Genomic DNA, 19,406 nt, shown 5'->3' on the forward strand with positions numbered 1-19,406 from the left:
AGTGGATGGGGGTGTTCTCAAGCGGTCTGTTCATCCAGCGACTGCCCCTGCGGCGTGCGGCTGGAGCCGTCTTGCGCCAGGAAGCCCTGGGTGCCCTTCTCTGTCACTGGCGTGAGCTGGAAGCAGGTGCTGCTGCCACAGGCGCTTTGGTCGACGGCGGCGTTGGCATGAGCCGCAGCACCGGCGACGGAAAAGGCGATGGCGGTCAAGATGCGGGAAACGTTGTTCATGATGTCCTTCCTGTTGCACATGGATTGAGCGATGGTTGTTCGCGACACTCAGTTTTCCGAGTTGCAGTTGTCGGCGAACTTGCTGTAATTCAGCACCTGGGTCATGGACTGAGAGTCGAGGTAGGTCAGACGTGCATTCACCACGCCGCAGGAAGGTGTAGTGTCCTCGCTCAGCGACACCACTTTCCTGATGTCCAGATGGTTGCCGTAGGAGTAGGTCCTGGGCGCGACATCGGCTTCGGCACGGGCCGACAGGGTGCAGATGTTCAGGGCGGCAAACAGGCAAGCGGCGTAGATGGCCTTGGTGTTCATGGCGGATTCCTCAAGGTTTCGACAGGTCGTTGGTTCGTTGGGCGAGGCGCTCTGGTTTGCCTCGATGGGAGCCATTAAAAGCCTGCGAGGTATCTCGTCTGTGTCGGGAATCGGCGCGAATCAATCGGTACGTATCAGAACCGGGCGCAGATACAGAGCAATACAAAACCACGGGAATTCGGCTTTTTTGCCTTCGTGTGTATCCACGGGCAAGCCAGATACACTGCAATACAAAGGGCGGCAGGCGAGCCCGCCCAGGCTCGATAGACTGTGCGGCATTCCCCATTCATCGGAGGTTGGCCCAATGGATCATGTTGATCACATCCTCATCGTTGACGATGACCGCGAAATCCGCGAACTGGTAGGCAATTACCTGAAGAAGAACGGCCTGCGCACCACCGTTGTGGCGGATGGACGGCAGATGCGCGCGTTTCTGGAAACCACGCCGGTGGACCTGATCGTGCTGGACATCATGATGCCGGGGGACGATGGCCTGGTGCTCTGCCGTGAATTGCGCGCAGGCAAGCACAAGGCCACGCCGGTACTGATGCTCACCGCCCGCAACGATGAAACCGATCGCATCCTGGGCCTGGAAATGGGCGCCGACGACTACCTGGTCAAGCCGTTCGCCGCCCGCGAACTGCTGGCGCGAATCAACGCGGTGTTGCGGCGCACCCGCATGCTGCCGCCCAACCTGGTGGTGACCGAAGCCAGTCGCCTGCTGGCTTTCGGCCGCTGGCGCCTGGACACCTCGGCCCGACACCTGCTCGACGCAGACGGCACCATGGTGGCCCTGAGCGGGGCCGAATACAGATTGCTGCGGGTGTTTCTCGACCATCCGCAACGAGTGCTCAACCGTGATCAATTGCTCAACCTGACCCAGGGCCGCGACGCCGATCTGTTCGATCGCTCCATCGATCTGCTGGTCAGCCGCCTGCGTCAGCGCTTGCTCGATGACGCCCGCGAACCAGCCTACATCAAGACCGTGCGCAGCGAAGGCTATGTGTTTTCCCTGCCGGTGGAAATCCTGGGCGATCAATCATGACCCTGGCGCTGCATTGGCCGCGGACCCTGGCCTCGCGGCTGTCGCTGATTTTCCTGGTCGGCCTGATCCTCGCCCAGGCATTGTCCTTCGGTGCGCAGTACTACGAACGTTACGAGTCCTCGAAAAACACCATGCTCGGCAACCTGGAGACCGACGTTTCCACCTCCATTGCCATCCTCGACCGCTTGCCCGCCGATGAGCGAGCCAGCTGGCTGCAACAACTGGAGCGACGCAATTACCGTTACCTGCTCAATGAAGGTTCACCGGGCACGTCCATCGGCAGCGACATGCCCGATGCGCCTGTTGCCATGGCCTCGATCAAAGACGCCATCGGCCACGATTATCCGATGTCCTTTACCGACATCCCCGGGCCGAAAAAGCATTTTCAAGTGCATTTGAACCTGGCCGATGGCAGCCCGCTGACCATCGACGTGCGCCCGGCGATGGTGCCCTTGTCGCCCTGGCTGCCCATCGTGTTGCTCGGGCAACTGGCGCTGATGCTGGCCTGCTCCTGGCTGGCGGTCAGAATCGCCATCCGCCCCCTCACCCGCCTCGCCGATGCCGTGGAAACCCTGGACCCCAACGCGCACCCGGTACTCCTGGACGAAACAGGCCCGACCGAAGTCGCCCACGCCGCCAAAGCCTTCAACTCGATGCAGGCGCGCATCGCGGCGTACCTGAAGGAGCGCATGCAACTGCTCGCGGCGATTTCCCACGACCTGCAAACCCCCATCACCCGCATGAAACTGCGCGCCGAGTTCATGGACGACTCCAGCGAAAAAGACAAACTGTGCAACGACCTGGGCGAGATGGAACACCTGGTGCGCGAAGGCGTGGCCTACGCCCGCAGCATCCACGGCGCCACCGAAGAAAGCCGCCGCACCGACCTCGACTCATTCCTCGACAGCCTGGTATTCGACTATCAGGACGTGGGCAAGGACGTTCGGCTCACCGGCAAGAGTGGCGCCGTCATCGACACCCGCCCCCACGCCTTGCGTCGGGTGCTGGTCAACCTGACGGACAACGCGTTGAAGTTTGCCGGTGCTGCCGAGTTGCGGGTGGAAAAGCAGGCCAATGGCAACCTCTCGATCAAAATCCTCGACCGTGGCCCGGGCATCGCCGAGGAAGAACTCAAGCAAGTGATGGAACCGTTCTACCGCGTGGAGAACTCCCGCAACCGCAGCACCGGCGGCACCGGGCTGGGACTGGCGATTGCCCAGCAACTGGCGATCGCGATTGGCGGGGCGCTGACCTTGAGCAATCGTGAGGGTGGCGGGTTGTGCGCGGAGCTTAAATTGCCGGGGTAGCAGGGAGTGGCTTGTTTGCGATAGCGGTAGGTCAGTCGACACGGCTTTGACTGACCCACCGCTATCGCGAGCAGGCTCGCTCCTACAGGGATTTCACGTAAATGTTATTGATCGGACTTGATGCTGGTCCACACCCGTGTCCGCACCCGCTCGAGCTTTTGCGGCAATGGCTGTACCACGTACAGCGTCGCCAGCGCTTCGCTGGTCGGTGTCAGGTTCGGGTTGCCGGTGATGTCCTTGTTGATCAGCGCCAGCGAGTCCTTGTTGGCATTCGGGTAACCGAGGAAGTCGCTGATCGGCGCGATGACTTTCGGGTCCAGCAGGTTGTTGAGGAATTCGTGGGCCTCGGCGACGTTCTTCGCGCTTTTCGGGATGGCGAAGGTATCGAACCAGATCGGCGCGCCCTCTTTGGGCAGGCGCCAGTCGACGACCACGCCGTTGCCCGCCTCTTTGGCGCGGTTGCCGAATTGGTAGAAGCTGCCGGAGTAACCGATGGCCACGCAGATATCGCCGTTGGCGATGTCGGTCATGTACTTGGCGGAGTTGAAGTAGGTGACATAAGGGCGGACCTTGAGCATCAGCGCCTTGGCTTTTTCGTAGTCTTCGGGGTTCTGGCTGTTCGGGTCCAGCCCCAGGTAATGCAGGGCCAGCGGCAGGATCTCCGAAGGCGAGTCGAGCATGGCGACGCCGCAGGCCTTGAGCTTCTCCATGTTCTCGGGCTTGAACACCAGGTCCCAGCTGTCCACCGGCGCATTCTCGCCCAGCGCCGCCTTGACCTTGGCCGGGTTGAAGCCGATCAGCACGGTACCGTACATGTAGGGCACGCCGTACTGGTTGCCCGGGTCGTTCTTGTCCAGCAACTTGAGCAACGCCGGGTCCTGGTGCGACCAGTTCGGCAACCTGGACTTGTCGAGTTTCTGGAACACGCCCGCCTTGATCTGGGTTTCGATGAACTGGTTCGAGGGCACCACCAGGTCGTAGCCCGAGTTGCCGGTGAGCAGCTTGGCTTCCAGGGACTCGTTGGTGTCGAAGGTGTCCCAGGTCACCTTGATCCCGGTGTCCCTGGCAAAGTACTTGGGTACGGACGGCAGGATGTAGTCCGCCCAGTTGTACACGCGCAATTCTTTCTGTTCGGCCTGTACCGCGCTGGCCAGCAGCGACAGTCCGCAAACGGTGGCGCCCAGTATGCGTTTCATTGTGTCCATGGATCATTTCCCCAAGTGTGGCGTGAGTTCGATGGTTTTTATGTTCTGTACACGGCAGCGGCCTTGAAAACAGCCAAGGGCAAGGAAGTGAAGCTTCTGGTTGTGATTCGACTCTGGGTGGGCTTGGCAACCCGTGCCTGATTCTTGCTGACAGCGTGAACGGTTCACAGCGTGAGGCAGGCCAAAAGGAGATCGAAACGGCCAAAATAACTGTCCGCTTTGATCGGCGTCGCGAGGCATTCGAGCAAGGATTAGTCCAAACTGCCGATGCCAGTCCAGCCTGTTTGCTGCCTATTACGCACTACGCCAATAACAAGATCGCGAGGCTTCGATGCGTGCTCCACTTCTGCTTGCCCTGCCCCTGCTCGGCCTGCTCAGTGCCTGTTCCGAACCCTATGACCCGCAACCGCTGACCAGCACCGGCACTGCCGCGCCACTGATCGGCAGTGCCGCTGTGGCGCAACCGTTGAGCGGTACCGTGACCGCCAACCCCTTCATGGCCAGCAATGGCAGCAGCTACATGCATTCCGACGGCCATAGCTCAGACACGCACCCCGGCCCTGGCCCATTGGGCGGCGACATGCACGTGAACAGCCGTGTTGGCAGTCGCAAGCCCGGCGGCATGTGCCCGATCCATACCTTCGATCAGCAGGGTCGCCTGGTGGTGCTGTGCGCCAACCTGATGCAATTCGAACTGCAACTGCTCGAACCGCGCACCCTCAAGTTGCTGGCCCGCTACCCACTGCCGCCGCGACCGTCGACCTTCCACGCGCTCATTACCCTGGACCCGGACAAGATCATGGCGGACACCTCCGGCGCCTATTTCTATGTCGACGAGCAGAACCGCGTGGTCATCGCCGATGCCGAGCAACACATCCAGCGCGTCGTGCATCGTCAGGCCCCGTCAGGTGACTGGACTTTCGAAAAGGTCGATGACTGGGACCTGAGCGACAAGGTGCCCCACGATTGCGTACGCCCGACGTCCTGGTTTCCCAAGGGTGAATGCGACCCCATCACCGGCGTCATGCCCGACCACCAGGGCTTGATCTGGTGGCTCACCCGACGCGGACGCATCGGCACCCTGAACCCGAATACCGGCAAGGTCCAGGGCATTCAACTGGCCAACGAAGAAATCCAGAACGGCATGTCGGTGGCGGCCGATGGCGTCTACCTGGTGTCCGATCACGCCATGTACCGCTTCGCCGCCGATGCCGACGGCAAGCCAGTGCAAGGCTGGCGCGAAGCCTACGACCGCGGCACCGGGCGCAAGGTCGGCGCGATCAACCAGGGCAGCGGCACCACGCCGACCCTGCTCGGCGAGCGCTACGTCACCATCACCGACAACAGCGACGGGCGCATCAACCTGCTGGTCTACCGTCGCGAACAGGACTACGCGGGCAATCGCCTGATCTGCAAACTGCCGGTGTTCGACAACAACGCCTCGGCCACCGACAACTCGGCTATTGGCTGGGGACGCTCGATCATTCTCGAGAACAACGCCGGCTACACCAGCGCCTTCGCGCAGAAGGACTGGCAGGCCGTGCACGGCGGTATCAGCCGTATCGACATCCGCGCCGACGAGTCGGGCTGCGACCGAGTCTGGGAATCGAAAGAACGTTCGCCTTCGGTGGTGCCGAAACTCTCGGTGGCTAACGGTCTGCTGTACTTCTACACCTTCGAGCCCCAGGCCGACGGCGAGAACGCCTGGTACCTGATGGCGCTGGATTTCGCCAGCGGCCAGACCCGATTCAAGGCATTGAGCGGAGTCGGCCAGGCCTTCGACAACAACTGGTCGCCGATCACCCTGGCGCCGGACGGTACGGCCTATGTCGGGACTTTCGGCGGGCTGGTTGCGCTTTGGGACAAGGAGCAACCACGGGTGAGTGCAAGCAACGGCCAGCCTTGAGAGATCGCTTTTCTGTGGCTGTACACAACTCACTGTGGGAGCGAGCCTGCTCGCGAAAGCGGTGTATCAGACGCATTGATGTCGCCTGGCACGCCGCCTTCGCGAGCAGGCTCGCTCCCACAAGGGCTTGTGGCGTTTTACAACAGCGACAAGGTGTAGTTGATGATGAACCGGTTCTGATCCACATTACGGCCCGCATCGGTATTGGACTTGGCATTGCGCAAGGAGAAAGCCACCCCCTTGAACATACCCGACTGCAGCACGTAATCCAGGGTCATGTCGCGCTCCCATTCGGATTGGTCACTGGCGTTCTGCGCCTTGATGTCCGTGCCCTTCAGGTACACGATCGAAGCTTTCAGGCCAGGTACGCCCAAGGGCGCGAAGTCGTAGGTGTATTGGCCAAAGTTCGTCTGCTCGCCGGCCCGGGCAAAGTTCTGGATCATCTTGTCGGTGGGCAGGTAAACGCTGCCACCGCCCGCCCCTTTGTCCACCAGGCTGCCCTGGTTGGGCTGGACGAAGTTGCTGCCATCGCCCACGCGCTGATGCCCCACCGTCACCGCATGGCCTCCATGGGTGTAGGTAACCATCGCGGACCAGGTGCTGTTGTCGATTTCACCGTCGTTGTCGTCGGTGTAGCCCGATACCCGATAGCCTTGCGCGCGGCCGGCGGCCGAACTGTTGGCACCGCTGGATGTGGTGCGGAAGTAGCGCAGGTCGGTGGTCAATGCGCTGGCGCTGTCGATTGGCAGAATGTGCGTCAGACCGAGGAAGTTCTGGTTGTAGAAATCTTCCAGTTGCGCGAAGTAATACTGGGTCTTGAGCGTTTTGCTGAGGTTGTAGTCAGCGCCGGCGTAGTAGAACTTGTTGCTGTCCCGGGTGCCGCCGGCGACCGACAGGCCGGTGCGGTCCGTCGAGGCGCGCCCTACCGCATGCTCAAGCACACCACTGGTCAACGTCAGGCCATCGATGTCGTTCGAGGTGACCTGCGCACCAGTAAAGGATTGCGGCAATACACGGGCATCGTTCGCCAGAAGGATCGGCAACTTTGGCAACAAGGTGCCGTAGCGCAATTCAGTCCTGGCAAGACGCATCTTCGCCGTCGGGCCGAAGCTGCTCCAGGCGTCGGCCGCGCCATCGCCGTCAGAAGGAATCATGCCGCTACCGACGTGGCGCCCCGCTCCACTGTCCAGCGTGATGCCGAGCAATGCCTGGGCATCGAGGCCGAACCCCACCGCGCCCGGGGTAAAACCGGACTCGTAGCGCAACACGAAGCCCTGGGCCGCCTCTTCGGTTTTCGAAGGATCGGCCGCACCGTCGCGATTGTCGCTGTTGAAATACAACGTGCGCATCGACAGGCTGGCCTTGCTGTCTTCGAGAAAGCCATGGGCGGCGGAATCGGCGGCCTGTGCACACAGCGAACCGCTGGCCAACAGAACTGCGGTGGGAATGGCTCGTTTGAACATAGGGTGCTCCTGGGTGTTTCTTATCGTTATTCGAAGGGTTCACCGCCAGCCAGGGCCCCGATAGCCGCCCACGCATCTGCGCTCGAGACGAGCGCGCAAGCAGGCGCGCCCGACGAGTGACATACGCATCGGAGGTTCAAGACAAGGGTTGACTGAATGGCTTGTGAAACTCTTAAAACATTTCGAGCGGCCATTATCAAACCCAGTGAAAGTAGTTTTCGTGCAGGGATAAGGCTTGTCGCGCAGGGGTATGGACGTTCAGCTTTTTTGAATATCGGTGCGGTGGATTTTCACCATACTGAGAGCACGGGCAGTACTCGCTGGCTGCCTGTATGTCACGACAAGAGCGATGACCCATGAACAATCGAATCGAGCTTTACGGCGCCAACACCGGCAACAGTCTGCGGGCCGCGATTGCCCTGGAAGAAGCCGGCATCGCCTACACGGCATGCAGCATCGACCTGTACGCACAGGAGCACCGCGGGTCGACCTACCTGGCACTCAATCCGGCCGGGAAAGTCCCGACCCTGGTCGACCACGGAACCACGCCGGCGCTGATCATCAACCAGTCCAACGCCATCATCCAGTACGCCGATTCCATCGCGCCCGGAAAGCTGGCACCGGCGCATCCAGGGCCTGCGCGCACCCGGGTGATCGATCGCTATTTCTTCTTCGTGACCGACGTCATCGCCCCCAGCCATGCCGCCTTTTTTCTGCACCAGGCGGGGCAAGACAAGGCGGCGGCGATCATCGATCTGCGGGTGATCGACCAGCTCACCTACTCGGAAAGCTTTCTGACGGCGGGCTTCATGGCGGGAGAGCAGTTCTCCATGGCCGACATCTCGGCGTTCACCATTGCCACCGCATTCCGAGACCGGCTGGACTGGAAGCAGCTTGCGCAACTGTCGCGCTGGTTCGAATCAATCGAAGCCAGGCCGGCGGTACAGCGTGGCCTGAATGCCTTCAAACAGTTCTGAGCATGGATTCCCCTGTAGGAGCGAGCATGCTCGCGAAAAACGCCGGGACAACGCGGGCATTCAGACAGCACGCGTTATCGTTGACGTCCATCGCGAGCATGCTCGCTCCTACAGAGGGCCCGGCATTTTCAGACGAACACGAAACGCTTTTGCCTCAATCGGTGTAGCCGAACTTCACCGAAGGGCTTTGCTGCGACTGGCTGCGCGTGGCGAGGCAGTAATACAACGGGCACGTCACCACCAGCCCCACCAGCCAGGACAGGTCCGCGCCCTCGACCAGATTGGCGTAGGGCCCGACGTACAGTGAAGTATTGGCGAATGGCAACTGCACGATGATGCCGATGAAGTAGGCAATGATCGCGTGCAGGTTGAAGCGCCCGTAGATACCGCCGTCAGCACGGAAGATCGAAGCGATGTCATAACGGCGGTGCTTGATCAGGTAGAAGTCGATCAGGTTGATCGACGCCCACGGCACCAGCACCAGCAACAGCGCCAGGATCAGGCCGATGAACTGCGAAATGAAATTCGCCGAAGCGCCCAGCGCCACCACGCAGCAGCCCGCCAGCACGATGCTCGACAACAGCACACGCACCTTGATGCTCGGCGTCCACTGGCTGGCGAAGGTCTGGATCGAGGTGATGATCGACAGCACCGCGCCATACAGATTCAAGGCGTTGTGACTGATGATGTTGAGCAGGAACAACACCATCAGGATCGGCCCCAGCCAACCGGTGGACTGCTTGACCGCCGCCATCGCCTCGGTGCCTTCCGGGGTCGCCAGTACGGCCACGGCACCGAACGTGAACGACAGGATCGTACCCAGGGTCGCCCCCAGGTAGGTGGCGAAAAACGGCCGGGCGATGCCGATATCCGCCGGCAGGTAACGCGAGTAGTCTGACACATAGGGCGAGAAGCTGATCTGCCAGATGATGCCCAGCGACACCGTGGCCAACCAGCCAGACAGGTTGAATCCGCCACGGGTGAAGAAGTCCGCCGGCAGGTCATGGGCGAAGATATAGAGGAAGCCCGCGAGCAACGCACTGCCCATCACCCAGGTACCGATACGGTTGAGGGTATGGATGAAGCGGTAGCCGATCACCCCGATGGCCGTGGCGCTGAGGGCACCGATGAGGATGCTGGCCGGCACCGGGACCGACGGCGCAATGCCGACGATCGACTTACCCGCCAACACGATGTTGGAAATAAAGAAGCCGATGTAGATCAGCGCCGCGAAGAACACGATCAGCAACGCACCATAGCGGCCGAACTGGCCACGGCTCTGCACCATTTGCGGAATGCCCATGCACGGCCCCTGGGCGGATGCGAGGGCAATCACCACCCCGCCGACCATGTGCCCCAGCGCAATCGCCAGCAGCCCCCAGAACAGATTGAGGTGAAACACCTGGACCACCATGGCGCCAGTAACGATGGGCAGTGGCGCGATGTTGGTACTGAACCACAGGGTGAAAAGATCGCGGGCCTTCCCATGGCGCTCTGCGAGAGGAACGTAGTCGACCGTGTGGTTCTCGATCAACGGATCTTGCCGGGACATCTGGGACATGTGCATGAACTCGAGTTTGTCTGTTCTTGTCTTTGTATGAAGCCAAACCGGGGGGACTCTCTGGTCGCCCCTCAGATGCAGACCATATTATGGTATTCCAAACTTTAAACAAGACTGATCCGGTCTTTGAACGCGCATCTGAGCCGCAATCCTGGCCGAAACCTCTTCGCACGGACTAGCCGAAAGCCCCGTAATCATTGACTTTCAGACCACAGTCATACGTTTATCGGTTCACCTAAAAAGACCTTGCATTCGATGTATTACGGTATACCATCATACCTACAAACACATAAAAACGCGTCACACCACCCGAGGACCGTCCAATGATCGATGCCGCCATCTACAAACAAGTCATGGGTTCGTTCCCGTCCGGAGTGACCGTGATCACCACCCTTGACGACGACGGGCAAATCGTCGGCCTGACCGCCAGCGCCTTCAGCTCGTTGTCGATGGACCCGGCCCTGGTGCTGTTCTGCCCCAACTACAGCTCCGATTCCTACCCGGTCCTGATCAAGAACAAACGCTTTGCCATCCACGTGCTTTCCGGCGGCCAGCAAAACGAAGCCTATGCCTTCGCGCGCAAGGGCAAGGACAAGGCCCAGGGGATCGAGTGGACGCTCAGCGAATTGGGCAACCCGATTCTGGCCAACGCCACGGCGGTCATCGAATGTGAGCTGTGGCGCGAATATGAAGGCGGTGACCACGCCATCATGGTCGGCGCCGTGAAAAACCTGATCGTGCCCCACCAGAGCAGCGGGCCACTGGTGTATTGCCACGGCAAGATGGGCGCCCTGCCCGTTCTGGCTTGATCACACATTTTCTGTAGGAGCGAGTGCCCGCTTGCGGCACGCTCGCGATGAACCTGAGAACACCGAGGGGTGTCAGGCTCCCAGCGTCATCATTGACGACCATCGCGAGCGTGCTCGCTCCTACAGGTTAAAGCAGCAAAAAATTTGCAGCCTAACCGTATTATGGTATACCAATAACCATCAACCCCGCAGTCGACGGGACGACCACAAGAAATCCGAGGTAGCGTCATGAAATTTTCCCTGTTCGTACACATGGAACGTTGGGACGAAAGCGTCAGCCATCGCCAGTTGTTCGAAGACCTGACCGAACTGACCCTGATGGCCGAGGCCGGTGGTTTCAACACCGTATGGATCGGCGAACACCACGCCATGGAATACACCATCTCGCCAAGCCCGATGCCGCTGCTGGCTTACCTGGCGGGCAAGACCACCACCATTCACCTGGGCGCCGGCACCATCATCGCGCCGTTCTGGCATCCGCTGCGGGTGGCCGGTGAATGTGCGTTGCTCGACGTGATCAGCAACGGACGCATGGAAGTCGGCCTGGCACGCGGTGCCTATCAGGTGGAATTCGACCGCATGGCCGGCGGCATGCCTGCCTCGAGCGGTGGCCAGGCGCTGCGGGAAATGGTTCCGGTGGTGCGCGCACTGTGGCAAGGCGACTACGCCCATGACGGCGACATCTGGAAATTCCCGACGTCCACCAGCGTGCCCAAGCCGATCCAGCAGCCGAACCCGCCGATGTGGATCGCCGCCCGCGACCCGGACTCGCACAACTTCGCCGTGGCCAACGGCTGCAACGTCATGGTCACGCCGCTGATGAAGGGCGATGAAGAAGTCCTCGACCTGAAGAACAAATTCCAGGCCGCCCTCGACAACAATCCTGGCGTGCCGCGCCCGCAACTGATGGTGCTGCGTCACACCCACGTGCACACCGCCGACGATCCGCAAGGCTGGCAAGTCGGGGCCAAGGCGATCTCGAAGTTCTACCGCACCTTCGATGCCTGGTTCGGCAACAAGACCACCCCGGTCAACGGCTTCCTCGCACCGAGCCCGGAAGAGAAGTTCGCCGGTCGCCCCGAGTTCGAACTGGAGAGCCTGCACAAGACCGCCATGATCGGCACCCCGGAAGAAATCATTCCGCGCATCAAGTACTACCAGGAACTGGGCGTCGACGAATTCAGCTTCTGGTGCGATAACAGCCTGCCCCACGCGGAGAAGAAAAAATCCCTGGAGCTGTTCATCAAGCACGTGGTGCCAGCGTTCCGCTGATTTCACCACCCTGCTCCCCGGACGCGAAGCCGGGGCGCAGCACACCTCAACTGTGGGAGCGAGCCTGCTCGCGAAAGCGCTATCTCAGGCTCATCAATTTCGGCGGTCAGAGCGCAATCGCGAGCATGCCGCAAGCGGGCACTCGCTCCTACAGGGGTCGATTCCAATGAAGACTGCTCGTCTCCCATCACTCGCCCTTCCCTGCGGCGCCGCGCGGGCTTACCTGCGCGGTGAATGGACCGCTTCGCACCTGCATTTCAAGCGCCTGCGCGCCAGCGTTTCGGCCAAGCAGAACGGCTTCTGGCAAATAGTTCACTGAGCCCACCCGAACAGCCAATCACGCACCCCGCGTCTCGCCATGGCATGACGCGTGCGGTGCCTTGTGTTTCGCCTTGATCAGGTTTGCCCAATGAACAATAACAACGCGCTGTTGATCATCGACATGCAGCAAGAGGACGGCTTCGTCCTGGAAAATCTCGACACGGTGGTCGCCAATACCGCCACCCTGCTCGATACCGTCCGCCATCAGCGGATGCCTGTCATTTATACCCGCCACATCAATCAGGCCGACGGCAGTGACATGCCTCCCGGTGAACCCCTTGCCGCCGATGGCAGCCCCGGCAGTTACCGCGCCGGCACCCGGCAAGTGGAAATCATCGAGTCGCTGACCCCGCAGCCCGGTGAATGGATCATCGACAAGGGCCGTTACAGTGCCTTTCACCGCACCGACCTGGATGCCCGACTCAAGGCACTGGAGGTCGACACGCTGATCGTCTGTGGCGTGCTGACCGACGTCTGCGTGCTGACCAGTGTGTTCGATGCCTTCGCCCTGGGCTATCGCGTGCGCCTGGTCAACGACGCCTGCACCACGACCACCGAAGCCGGGCACTACTCGGCCTTGTTAATCATGGCCAACTGGGTCTATTCGCTGGAAGTCCTCACCACCACCGAATGCCGGCGCGCCCTGCAACAACTCGATTACATCAGCCTGATTCCCGAGCATCCGGACCTGTTCGCCCACCAGCCCCATCAGCTGCCCGGCACCATCGCCCGCCTGCAATCCCATCTCGTCCGGACTCAGGAGTGATCGCCATGCAAGTCGAAAAAAGAAGCATCGATTTCATCCCCGAGACCGAACGCCACGGCAAGCCGGGCTCGCTGTTTCATATCTGGTTCGGCGCCAACATGAACATCACCACCATCGCCTCCGGCGTGTTGCCGGTGGTCATGGGGCTCAACCTGTTCTGGAGTGCCCTGGCGATCATCATCGGCTCGCTGCTGGGGGCGATCTTCATGGCCTCCCACTCGGCACAGGGACCGAAGCTGGGCATTCCGCAAATGATCCAGAGCCGGGCGCAATTCGGCGTGTTGGGGGCGGTGTTGCCGCTGCTGTTCGTGATGCTGATTTACCTGGGCTTCTTCGTCAGCAACACCTTGCTCGCGGCCCAGGCGCTGGCATCGGTCAGCCCATTGCCAATGCCCGGCAATATCTACCTGATCGGCGCGTCGTGCTTTGTCGTCGCACTCTATGGCTATCGCCTGATTCACCGTTTGCAGAAGTTGTTGTCGATCCTGTCGCTGCTGGTGTTTGCCGCCGCCACGGTGCTCGCCTTGCAGTTGCCGATCCCGGCCGAACAATGGCTGCCAAACGGCTTCTCGTTGTCGAAGTTCCTGGTGGCGGTGAGCATTGCCGTGACCTGGCAGTTGTCCTACGCACCTTATGTCGCCGACTACTCGCGCTACCTGCCCAGCAGCACGCCGACCGCCCGGGTGTTCTGGTACAGCTACGCCGGCACGGTCAGCGGCGGCGCATGGATGATGATTCTCGGGGCGATCCTGAGCGTTGGCATCGGCGACTTCTCCAGCAACGTCGGCGGACATGTCGCCGGACTGTTCGGCACTGGCGCGGTGCTGTTGTTCGCTTTCATCGTCTACGGCCAGGTGTCGATCAACGTGTTCAACCTGTACGGCGCGTTCATGTCGACCATCACCGTGATCGAACCCTTTGCCCGACTCAAAGTAACGCCGCGGGTACGCGCTGTGTTCATGTTGCTGATCAGCCTGGTGGCCACGGCCCTGTGCACCATCGGTCAGGACGACTTCATCAACTTCTTCCTGAACTTCATCTTCTTCATGAGCTATTTCCTGATCCCGTGGACGGCGATCAATCTGGTGGACTACTACTGCCTGCGCAAAGGCCAGTACCGGATTGACGACATCTTCGACCTGAACGGGATCTACGGCCGGGTCAACCGGATCGCCTGCGGCAGTTTCCTGCTGGCGATTGCCCTGGAAATTCCGTTCATGAACACCACGCTGTACGTCGGCCCGGTGGCCACCGCGCTGGACGGGGTGGACCTGGCGTGGGTCGTCGGGTTGCTGGTGCCGGCGTTGAGTTATTACTGGCTGATGAAGCTCGGCAAGCGGGCGCCGATGATGGAATCAGCGACCGACTAAAATTTCAGGCAAAAAAAATCCCGGGCAGCTGATGGACGCCCGGGATCTAAAAATGCATAAACCGTGGTGGTGAACGCGGCGCGAATATTACGGAATATTTCTTGCTGTAACAAGATATTTTTATTCACTATCCAGTTACTAATTCTTCTAACCCCTTCAATATCCACATATTTTCTAAGGACGACTAGAGGAACCAGCGATACTCCCGCGCGCTGATGTCATGCAGAAATGCCAGATGATCCTGACGCTTGTTTTCGCAGTAGACGTCCACGAACTCCGCCCCCAAGCCTTCGCGCAGCGCTGAATGATTTTGCATGGACCGCACCGCTTCGAGCATTTCCAACGGAAAATCGATGCCACTGCCGCGGTCTTCGTTGAGCGGTGCAATCGGCTCGCGCTCCGCTTCCAGACCTTGCTCCAACCCCACCAGAATCGCCGCCAATGCCAGGTACGGGTTGGCATCGGCGCCCGCCAGGCGATGTTCGATGCGCAGGTTCTTGATGTCCGACTCCGGAATACGCAAGCACGCGTCGCGATCCTCGAAGCCCCAACTGGCGCGGGACGCGACGTTCACCGTGGCGCTCAAGCGGCGCATGGCGTTGTGGTTCGGGGCAAAAATCGGCATGCAGTGCGGCAACACATCCAGGCAACCGGCCACCGCATGACGCAACGCCCGCTGGCCGTTCGCCGCCAGCAAGTTGTTGCCGGCCTGGTCATACAGGCTGACGTGCACGTGCATGCCGCTGCCGGGGTGCTGCAAGTAAGGTTTGGCCATGAAGCTGGCGCGCAAGTTGTGCTTGAGTGCCACGCCGCGGGTGCTGCGGCAGAACAGGGCCGCCCAGTCGGCGGCGCGCAGGCCGTCGTCGCAATGGCCGAAGTTGATTTCGAACTGGCCCGGGCCGAGTTCGGCGGTGATCACCGTGGCATCGACGCCCTGGGCTCGTGCCGTCTCGACCATTTCATCGAGCACCGGGGCGAAGCGCGACAAGCGCTCGATGTGCATGTTCGGCTGATCATCGGCATCGCCGCTCAACTCATCACGGGGAAACTGCGGCAAACCGTCCTTCAAGCGACTGTCGAACAGGTAAAACTCCAGCTCGAATGCCACCACCGGATGAATGCCTTTGCGCTTGAGCCGGTCCAGCACCCGCGCCAGCACTTCCCGTGGCTCGAATTCGATCGGTTTTTCCGTGCCGTCGGAGGTGATCAGCATCTGCCCCAGGGGCTGCTTTTCCCAGTTCACCCGCTTCAACGTGCCAGGCACCAGGCGGCGCAGCGCATCCGGATCGCCATCGTTGAAGCAGTAATCACCGATCTTGAACAACCCGCCCTGGGTGCCGAGCAGTATGCAGTTCTGCGGCAGTTTCAGGGCACTGCCGGCAGCGACTTTTTCCAGCATCTCGATCGGGTAGCGCTTGCCGTAGAAATGCCCCGGGATGTCCAGGGAAATCAGGTCGACGTAACGCACTTCGGGGTTGCAGTGGCGGAAGTTGCGAACCTCGGCCAGCAGATCAGAGCACACAGCATCCATCGTTTTGTTCCTTGTTGTTATCAGGTGTAAACCCAAAGCACGCGGGTCAGTTGGTCGGACAGGTTGCCGTAGCGGCAGTGCGCATGGCTGGCCAGTTGAAAGCTGTCACCGGGGCGCAGGGTCACCGGCTCGTTGTCGTCGAGCCACAGGGTCAGCTCGCCTTCGAGGACGTAACCGCCCTGCTCCGAACTGTCCTTCATGTGCCGGTCGCCGCTGCTGGCGCCGGGTTCGAGCTGGCTTTCGAGCATCGAGAACGAGGCACGCATTTTTGGCGACACCAGGATGTCGGTGATGCCGTCGGCGTAGTACAGCGTGCGCCGCTCGTCCGGGCGGGTGACCCAGGACAAGGCCATGGGTTTGGGCAGGCTGTAGAAATAGGTGGTCGGCACGCCCAGGGTTTCGCTGATGGCGGTCAAGTCCGCCACCGTCGGGCGCGACAGGCCGCGCTCGACCTGGGACAGGAAACCGACCGAGCGACCGATTTTGTCCGCCAGGTCCTTGAGGGTGTATTTCTTGTGCTTGCGCAGGTCCTGGATCAGGATCGCCAGCGCCGAGATTTCTTCTTGCATGTCCATATCGAGGCTTCCGGAAAGTGTCGCTTCAAATGCTGTCGCGCAGTCGATACCAGGCCTTGCCAATGGCTTCCAACGGCGCGGCCAGGTATTTGCCGCCGGGAAAACTGCCGTTGTTCAGGCCCTGGTACAAGGACAACTCGTCAGGCTGACCGAGTACCGCATCGGACACCGCCCGCGCCGCGGCCAGGGTCGGCAGCACACCATGCCCGGAATAGCCCTGCATCCAGTACAGATCGCCCCGTCGCCCGATATCCGGGGTGCGCTTGAGGGTCAGGTCGATGTGCCCGCCCCAGGCGAACTCCAGCCCGACGCCCGTGAGTTGCGGGAACACACGCTCCAGGAACGGCCGGGTGGCCGCGGCGATGTCCTTCGGCATGCCGCCCAGGTAAGTGCAACCACCGCCGAACAGCAGGCGGTTATCCGGGGTGCGCCGGAAATAATCGAGTACGAACTGGTTGTCGGTCACGCACACATTGCTCGGCAACAGCGCCGTGGCCTGGTCCCGGGTGAGCGGCTCGGTCGCCACCTGATACGTCCCGACCGGCAACACACAACTGGCCAGTTGCGGATCAAGCCGATCAAGGTAAGCGTTGCACGCCAGCACCAGCACATCGGCGCGAATACGACCGCGCTCGGTCGTCACCACAAAGCCGTCGCCCTCCTCGCCATAACTCAGCGCCTTGCTTTGCTCGTGGATGCGCCCACCGGCCCGCTCAATCGCATCCGCGAGGCCCAGGGCCAGTTTCAGCGGGTTCAAATGCCCGCCCTCGGGATCGAACAGGCCGGCCTGATAACGCTCGCTGGCCACCCATTCCGGCAACTGTTGCCGTGGAATGAATTGCAGTTTGTCATGGCCCCACTTGTGACTGGCCTCGTGCTGCCACTCCGTCAACAGGCCGACCCGACGCGGCATCACCGAGGTCCACAGGTGACCGGCGCGGTAGTCGCAATCGAACTCATGCCGACCGGGCAAGTCACGCAGCTCGCGCGCGGCCCAGCGCATGCCGTCCCACAAACGCCGCGCCCGTTCGTAACCCAGCGCCGCTTCCAGCGGCGGCATGTCGCACGACCAACCAAGAATCGCCTGGCCGCCATTACGCCCGGACGCGGCCCAGGCCACCCGACTGGCTTCGAGCAACGTCACGCGCTTGCCGGCCAGCGCCAGGCGCAAAGCCGTATGCAATCCACTGAAACCGGCCCCGATGATCAGCACTTCAGTGTCTGACTCACCCTCCAGAGCCGCGCGATGCACCAGGCGATCGGCGCAGGTGTGGGCGTAGTAACTGGCGACATGCTGAGTGGATTGCTGAAACATACGGCCTCGTGAAATTTTTTATTTGTAATTTCATGAAAAAATACACGGTAAATTTCACGCAGGCAAATGGCGCACAAAAAAATCCCGCCCAAGAGGACTTGGGCGGGATGTCTGTTCAGGCGCGTCAGCGAAGGTATCAGGCAATCGGAATCAGCGGATCGGCTGCGGCCCAGGCGGCGTTGCGGTCGGCCGCTGGCGGGTAGATCCATTGGGTGTTGATCTGGGTTTTCAGCGACTTGGCCTCCTCCTTGACCAACTTGACCTGTCGATCCCAACCCTCGGTGTACACCGCGCCCCAGGCGCCCAGGTCCAGGCAGGTCACGTACTTTGGCTGGCTGTAGGGCGTCGGGTCGACACCGAGGATCTGCGCCGCCACGTTATTGCCGGCGTGACGACCCAGGACAATGGCGTGCTGGCAGGTCATCAAGGCGTAGTTGCCGATCTCGTCGCTGGCCGCGCAGGCCACGTCGCCGGTGGCGTATATGTCTTCCTGACCGATGACTTTCAAGTGTGCGTCGACATGCAGACGGCCCAGGTGATCACGTTCGGCGGGAATCTGCTCGGTCAGCGAGCTGGCGCGAACGCCGGTGGTCCAGACCACGGTTTTTGTATCGATGCGCGCCCCGTCGGACAGGGTGACGCCGTCGGCATCGACCGACACGACCGAAGCCTTCAAGTGCCATTTCACGCCGGTCGCCACGCTGGCCTCGACGATCGATTGTGCAATTTCCTCACCCATCGAGCCGCCAATCTTGTCGCCGCGGTCCACGATGATCACATTGATGTCGGCACGGTCACCGAGGATGGCCCGCAAGCGGGTCGGCATTTCAGTCGCCGTTTCGATCCCGGTGAAACCGCCGCCGGCCACCACCACCGTGTTGCGCGCCTTGCTTTCGGGCTGGCCGACCAGTGCCTTGAGGTGGTTTTCCAGGCGCACGGCCTGCTCGATCTGATCGACGTCGAAGGCATGTTCAGCCACGCCAGGTGTGTTCGGCGATGCCAGGCGACTGCCGGTGGCCAGAACGAGTTTGTCGTAGCTGCAGACCTGTTGGGCACCTGCGGCATCGACATAGCCCACCTGTTTTTGCCCGACGTTGATGGTCTGCGCCGCGCCCTTGATGAACTTGACCCCTACAGCATCAAACAGCTCGCCAATCGGCGCGGCCAGTTGGTGGGCATTCGGCTCGTAGAAGCGCGGACGCACACGCAGTTCGGCCTGAGGCGCCAGCACAGTCACTTCGACATCGTCGTGGCCGTGAATGTCGAACAGACGCGTGGCACTCAATGCCGTCCACATGCCACCAAAACCTGCGCCGATCACCAGAATGTGCTGTTTCATTTTTAACTCCAGGGGATAAACAAGTGTTGTGAGTCACGCTCATCGGGAGCGGACATGAGGTCAGTGCCTTGAAGATGACCGACCAGTGTCGCTCGAGCAACT

The 19,406-nt window shown here is 61.0% G+C and carries 18 protein-coding genes; 9 read left to right on the plus strand and 9 right to left on the minus strand.

The annotated features are described in order from the left end of the window. Window positions 1-17: 17 nt before the first annotated feature. Together CAG47_RS24575 and CAG47_RS24580 are read right to left on the minus strand one after the other, a co-directional pair. Complete coding sequence (locus CAG47_RS24575; RefSeq protein WP_085728263.1) at window positions 18-230, minus strand: hypothetical protein; 213 nt, start codon at window positions 228-230, stop codon at window positions 18-20. Window positions 231-278: 48 nt separating this feature from the next. Then, window positions 279-542: a DUF2790 domain-containing protein gene (locus tag CAG47_RS24580; RefSeq protein ID WP_085728265.1), complete on the minus strand. Its 264-nt coding sequence runs from the start codon at window positions 540-542 to the stop codon at window positions 279-281. 304 nt (window positions 543-846) lie between these two features. On the opposite strand from CAG47_RS24580, the gene CAG47_RS24585 reads away from it, so the two are divergent. Together CAG47_RS24585 and CAG47_RS24590 are read left to right on the plus strand one after the other, a co-directional pair. After that, window positions 847-1,587, plus strand: a complete 741-nt coding sequence (locus CAG47_RS24585) for a response regulator (protein WP_085728267.1) — start codon at window positions 847-849, stop codon at window positions 1,585-1,587. Then, window positions 1,584-2,894, plus strand: a complete 1,311-nt coding sequence (locus CAG47_RS24590) for an ATP-binding protein (protein ID WP_085728270.1) — start codon at window positions 1,584-1,586, stop codon at window positions 2,892-2,894. Before CAG47_RS24585 ends, CAG47_RS24590 begins: the two co-directional genes overlap by 4 nt. A 104-nt stretch (window positions 2,895-2,998) precedes the next feature. On the opposite strand, the gene CAG47_RS24595 is transcribed toward CAG47_RS24590, so the two are convergent. Next, window positions 2,999-4,099: a polyamine ABC transporter substrate-binding protein gene (locus CAG47_RS24595; RefSeq protein ID WP_085728272.1), complete on the minus strand. Its 1,101-nt coding sequence runs from the start codon at window positions 4,097-4,099 to the stop codon at window positions 2,999-3,001. 331 nt (window positions 4,100-4,430) lie between these two features. Here CAG47_RS24595 and CAG47_RS24600 point away from each other — a divergent pair, with 331 nt between their 5' ends. Next, complete coding sequence (locus tag CAG47_RS24600) at window positions 4,431-6,005, plus strand: hypothetical protein (protein WP_085728275.1); 1,575 nt, start codon at window positions 4,431-4,433, stop codon at window positions 6,003-6,005. Window positions 6,006-6,142: 137 nt separating this feature from the next. Here CAG47_RS24600 and CAG47_RS24605 read toward each other — a convergent pair whose 3' ends face one another. Continuing rightward, complete coding sequence (locus tag CAG47_RS24605) at window positions 6,143-7,468, minus strand: OprD family porin (RefSeq protein WP_085728276.1); 1,326 nt, start codon at window positions 7,466-7,468, stop codon at window positions 6,143-6,145. A 356-nt stretch (window positions 7,469-7,824) separates the two neighbouring features. On the opposite strand from CAG47_RS24605, the gene CAG47_RS24610 reads away from it, so the two are divergent. Continuing rightward, the gene (locus CAG47_RS24610; protein WP_085728278.1) at window positions 7,825-8,445 is read left to right on the plus strand and encodes a glutathione S-transferase family protein; all 621 of its coding nucleotides are present in this window, start codon (window positions 7,825-7,827) and stop codon (window positions 8,443-8,445) included. Window positions 8,446-8,599: 154 nt separating this feature from the next. Here CAG47_RS24610 and CAG47_RS24615 read toward each other — a convergent pair whose 3' ends face one another. Continuing rightward, entirely contained in the window at window positions 8,600-10,006 is a 1,407-nt protein-coding gene (locus tag CAG47_RS24615; RefSeq protein WP_085728280.1) for a cytosine permease, read from the minus strand. Window positions 10,007-10,329: 323 nt separating this feature from the next. Here CAG47_RS24615 and CAG47_RS24620 point away from each other — a divergent pair, with 323 nt between their 5' ends. The 5 genes from CAG47_RS24620 (at window position 10,330) to CAG47_RS24635 (ending at window position 14,544) form a co-directional block, all read left to right on the plus strand. After that, entirely contained in the window at window positions 10,330-10,815 is a 486-nt protein-coding gene (locus CAG47_RS24620) for a flavin reductase family protein (protein ID WP_085728282.1), read from the plus strand. Window positions 10,816-11,043: 228 nt separating this feature from the next. After that, complete coding sequence (locus tag CAG47_RS24625; RefSeq protein ID WP_085728284.1) at window positions 11,044-12,087, plus strand: LLM class flavin-dependent oxidoreductase; 1,044 nt, start codon at window positions 11,044-11,046, stop codon at window positions 12,085-12,087. 166 nt (window positions 12,088-12,253) lie between these two features. Beyond that, on the plus strand, window positions 12,254-12,406 hold the full coding sequence (locus CAG47_RS28785; RefSeq protein ID WP_177409070.1) for a hypothetical protein: 153 nt from the start codon (window positions 12,254-12,256) through the stop codon (window positions 12,404-12,406). Window positions 12,407-12,496: 90 nt separating this feature from the next. After that, complete coding sequence (locus CAG47_RS24630; protein WP_085728286.1) at window positions 12,497-13,174, plus strand: cysteine hydrolase family protein; 678 nt, start codon at window positions 12,497-12,499, stop codon at window positions 13,172-13,174. A 5-nt stretch (window positions 13,175-13,179) separates the two neighbouring features. After that, complete coding sequence (locus CAG47_RS24635; protein WP_085728288.1) at window positions 13,180-14,544, plus strand: cytosine permease; 1,365 nt, start codon at window positions 13,180-13,182, stop codon at window positions 14,542-14,544. Window positions 14,545-14,728: 184 nt separating this feature from the next. On the opposite strand, the gene CAG47_RS24640 is transcribed toward CAG47_RS24635, so the two are convergent. From CAG47_RS24640 to CAG47_RS24655, 4 genes are all read right to left on the minus strand, one after another. Then, window positions 14,729-16,075, minus strand: a complete 1,347-nt coding sequence (locus CAG47_RS24640; protein WP_085728291.1) for a glutamine synthetase family protein — start codon at window positions 16,073-16,075, stop codon at window positions 14,729-14,731. A gap of 20 nt (window positions 16,076-16,095) precedes the next feature. Continuing rightward, complete coding sequence (locus CAG47_RS24645; RefSeq protein ID WP_085728293.1) at window positions 16,096-16,650, minus strand: helix-turn-helix domain-containing protein; 555 nt, start codon at window positions 16,648-16,650, stop codon at window positions 16,096-16,098. Between the two features lie 25 nt (window positions 16,651-16,675). Beyond that, on the minus strand, window positions 16,676-17,965 hold the full coding sequence (locus tag CAG47_RS24650; protein ID WP_085728296.1) for an FAD-binding oxidoreductase: 1,290 nt from the start codon (window positions 17,963-17,965) through the stop codon (window positions 16,676-16,678). A 136-nt stretch (window positions 17,966-18,101) separates the two neighbouring features. Next, a complete protein-coding gene (locus CAG47_RS24655) occupies window positions 18,102-19,304 on the minus strand; it encodes an NAD(P)/FAD-dependent oxidoreductase (protein ID WP_085728298.1) in 1,203 nt (400 codons plus the stop codon). Window positions 19,305-19,406 lie beyond the last annotated feature (102 nt).

It is taken from the genome of Pseudomonas sp. R37(2017) (assembly GCF_002113375.1).
In the GTDB taxonomy this organism is placed as follows: Bacteria; Pseudomonadota; Gammaproteobacteria; order Pseudomonadales; family Pseudomonadaceae; genus Aquipseudomonas.